Source organism: Nocardioides sp. NPDC057772 (assembly GCF_042798075.1).
GTDB lineage: Bacteria > Actinomycetota > Actinomycetes > Propionibacteriales > Nocardioidaceae > Nocardioides.
This window is the reverse complement of the sequence record NZ_JBHVKN010000327.1, coordinates 1-3,254: the sequence shown is the minus strand read 5'-3', so window position 1 is coordinate 3,254 and position 3,254 is coordinate 1. Positions and strand designations below refer to the sequence as shown.

Annotated in this window: 4 protein-coding genes; 3 read left to right on the top strand and 1 reads right to left on the bottom strand. The window is 66.9% G+C overall.

Annotation, left to right across the window (positions count from 1 at the left end; translation table 11 throughout):
• On the top strand, window positions 1–1,034 hold a 1,034-nt coding region (sbnA, locus tag ACFVJS_RS27140), incomplete at its 5' end, for a 2,3-diaminopropionate biosynthesis protein SbnA (protein ID WP_378886662.1).
• 8 nt (window positions 1,035–1,042) lie between these two features.
• Window positions 1,043–2,452, top strand: a complete 1,410-nt coding sequence (locus tag ACFVJS_RS27135; protein WP_008359936.1) for an MFS transporter — start codon at window positions 1,043–1,045, stop codon at window positions 2,450–2,452.
• Between the two features lie 82 nt (window positions 2,453–2,534).
• Here ACFVJS_RS27135 and ACFVJS_RS27130 read toward each other — a convergent pair whose 3' ends face one another.
• Entirely contained in the window at window positions 2,535–2,795 is a 261-nt protein-coding gene (locus ACFVJS_RS27130; RefSeq protein WP_008359934.1) for a CDGSH iron-sulfur domain-containing protein, read from the bottom strand.
• Between the two features lie 150 nt (window positions 2,796–2,945).
• Here ACFVJS_RS27130 and ACFVJS_RS27125 point away from each other — a divergent pair, with 150 nt between their 5' ends.
• The gene (locus ACFVJS_RS27125; RefSeq protein WP_328530687.1) at window positions 2,946–3,251 is read left to right on the top strand and encodes a metal-sensitive transcriptional regulator; all 306 of its coding nucleotides are present in this window, start codon (window positions 2,946–2,948) and stop codon (window positions 3,249–3,251) included.
• Window positions 3,252–3,254: the final 3 nt, after the last annotated feature.

Here is a 3,254-nt window from a genome sequence, read left to right as displayed (position 1 = left end):
CCTTTCGACTTCATGAACGAAGGAACTTTGGCATGCCCGAAAACATCCACGACTCCCTGATCACCTGCGTTGGCGATACCCCGCTGCTGCGGTTGCGACGCTGCTTTCCGGACCCGGACCGAGAGGTGATCGCGAAGCTCGAGATGCTCAATCCCGCTGGCAGCATGAAGGACCGCCCGGCGCGCTTCATCATCGAATCCGGCCTGGCGGCAGGCGATCTTCGACCTGGGATGCGGCTCGTGGAGAGCACCTCAGGGAACCTCGGAGTGGCGCTGGCAACGATGGCCAAGCTCCATGGGTTGGCCTTCACCGCGGTAGTCGACCCCAAGACGACCCCGACCAACCTTCGACTCCTTCAGACTGTAGGAGCCGACGTGGAGCTGGTAACTGAGCGAGACGAGAGCGGTGGTTACCTACACACCCGGGTCCGCCGGGCCCGGGAGCTCGCAGAATCCAGCCCGGACAGCGTGTGGGTCAACCAGTACGCCAACGACCTCAACTGGCGTGCGTACTACGAGACCAGCGGTCGCGAGGTCCTCGACGCAATCCAGACCCCGGTGGACTACTTGGTGGCAGCCGTATCCACCTCCGGTTCGATCCTGGGACTGGCCAGGCGGCTTCGCGAGCGGTATCCCGCGATGCAGGTCGTGGCCGTAGATGCGGTCGGGTCGGTCATCTTCGGTGCGCCGGCGGGTCCTCGAGAGATTCCCGGCTACGGAGCGAGCCGCGTGCCCGAGCTTCTGAGCCGCTCGGAGATCGACCACGTGGTCCACATCGACGATGCTCGAGCGGCGCTGGGCTGCAGGCACCTGGTCGCGACCGAGGGCGTCCTGGGTGGCGGGTCATCCGGCGCGGTGGTCGCAGCCATTACGCAGTTCCTGCCGACCACACCGCCTGGCAGCCGTGTCCTGACGGTGCTGCCGGACCGGGGGGAGCGGTACCTCGATCTGGTCTATGACGACCAGTGGCTCGAGACGGTCTCCACGGTCGGCGGGATGGCGGGTCAGCGACTGGACGTGTCAACGCGGGCGTGAGAGAGCAGATGACCCTGCGGCGGACGGACATGGGGCTGCTGTGGATCTCCCAGTTCGTCAACACCGCCGGGCTGATGGCGCTGGTGCCGATCATGCCGCTGTACATGGCATCGCTCGGCGCCTCCGACGCCACCGTCGGGGTCTGGGCGGGGGCCGCGATCGCGGCTCCCGCCCTCCCGCTGGCGATCACCACACCGCTGTGGGGCCGATTGGGCGACCGCATCGGTCCCAAGTGGATGGTGGTCCGCGCCCTGGTGGGCTTGTGTCTGGCGATGGCTCTGATGGCCGTTGCCGGCAGTCCACTGGCCCTGCTGGCTGCACGGGTCGTGCAGGGCACGCTCGGAGGCGTGGTCGAGGCAGCCGCGGCGTATGTGGGGTCTGCGGCCTCGGAGGGCGGCCGTGGGCGCGCACTGGGTCGCTCCTACAGCGCCACGGCAGCTGGCGCCCTGGCTGGTCCGGTTGCCGGCGGCACGCTGGTGGCCACCGGTGATCTCCGGCCGCTGCTGATCGGGATCGCCGTCGCGGCGTTGCTGCTCGGGGCTGTCTGCACGCTCCGGCTGCGGAATCCGCACGCTGCACGGCAGCCGTCCACGGGCTCAGAACCGGCCCGGGCATCTCTAGCGTCCGTGTGCTCTCGGATCGGCTGGGTTCCCTTGGCCGGGGGTTTCCTCGCCTTCTTCGGCGTCTACGGTTTGATCCCGATCTATGCCGACTTCGTCACCGAACTGGTGGCCGAACCCCAACACGCGGGGCCATGGGTGGGCGGGCTCCATGCAGTGATGTGGGCCGGCACCCTGGTCGGCTCCCTGTGGTGGGGCAAGGTCAACGACAAGACCGGTCTTCCGCTGCGCACGCTGGCCATCGCGAGCGGCATCACCGCCGGGACAGTGCTCATCCAGGCAGCTGTCGGCTGGCTGCCAGCGTTGGTGCCGCTGCGGTTCATTCAGGGCTTCTGCTTCGCCGCGCTGGCACAGTCACTGATGTTGTATGCCTCGCAGAAGGCGGGCCAACACGAGCGTGCCGGGTATCTCGGCGTCGCCAACAGCTTCCTCCTCGGCGGGCAGTTCCTCGGACCGCTCATGGCCGGAAGTGCGATGGCGCTACTCACCCCGTCCGTCGGCGTGCTGATCACCGGGATCTGTGTGGCCTCGACGGCTCTGCTCGTCTTGGCGCCGGCCATTGCCACGGCCCGTGCATCCCGCGGCGAATCGGCCCGGGCGCCGGCGATGCCCTTCGTCCCGGAGCGCTGGCGGGCCCAGTCAGGCGGTCGGCACGCAGCTCCTCGCAGGCCGCAGCACCGCAAGGGAAGCCAGCCAGGACCGCGGGTACCCAATGAAGGTCGGAGTCGTGTCCCAGCCGTCTCGACTCACCCCGCAGCCGCGCGGCCACGCGATCCTCGTTCAAGAGTGAACCGGTGATGGCCAAGCCTGGGGAGCTGGTGTCGCGCCTCTGGCCCGACGGCAGTCAGCTGTCGGGCCAGAGGTGGAGGTGCGGACCGACCTAGGCGTCTTGTGCTTGTTCTGCCGCGGCCGCACGCTGGCCAGCAACGAAGCCAACCTTGGCATGGGAGCCGTCGCAGAACGGCTTGTTCCTGGATTCGCCACAGCGGCACAGGAAGATCGTCTTGCCGGTGTCGTAGCTGTTGCCGTCGTGGTCGACGAGCTGCGCTGCACCCTTGATCTGGAGTGGTCCGTTGTCGACCGTCTTGATCGTTGTGGGCTTGGTCTGACTGTTGGCTTCGGGTGCCGAGTCGTCGGTCATGCGCGCTCCTTCTACGTTATCGGTGGGTCTGTCGCGGTGGACATCCGTACCTTAGGGGGGTATGGTTTCTCGCACAGCAGGAATATACCATACCGGGGTATGGTTTCCGGACAGTCGAACAGATGTCGTTGGAGCAGCAGAGGAATGACCATGGGAAGTCACGATCACCAAGGTGAGCGCGGCTATATGCACCGCCAGGACGACTACCTCAAGCGGCTGCGGCGCATCGAGGGCCAGGTTCGTGGCCTGCAGCGGATGGTCGAGGACGAGAAGTACTGCATCGACATCCTCACGCAGGTGTCTGCGGTGACGAAGGCTCTGCAGTCGGTGTCCCTCGCGCTCCTTGACGAGCACCTCAACCACTGTCTGGTGCAGGCAGCGGCCGCGGGTGGGACGGAAGCCGACGAGAAGATCAAAGAGGCCTCCGACGCCATCGCCCGCTTGGTCCGCTCCTGACCC

What these genes read in the sequence shown, in the direction of transcription:
- ACFVJS_RS27135 (WP_008359936.1), top strand. Translation starts at nt 1,043, where the DNA reads ATGACCCTGCGGCGGACGGACATGGGGCTGCTGTGGATCTCCCAGTTC.
- ACFVJS_RS27130 (WP_008359934.1), bottom strand. Translation starts at nt 2,795, where the DNA reads ATGACCGACGACTCGGCACCCGAAGCCAACAGTCAGACCAAGCCCACA.
- ACFVJS_RS27125 (WP_328530687.1), top strand. Translation starts at nt 2,946, where the DNA reads ATGGGAAGTCACGATCACCAAGGTGAGCGCGGCTATATGCACCGCCAG.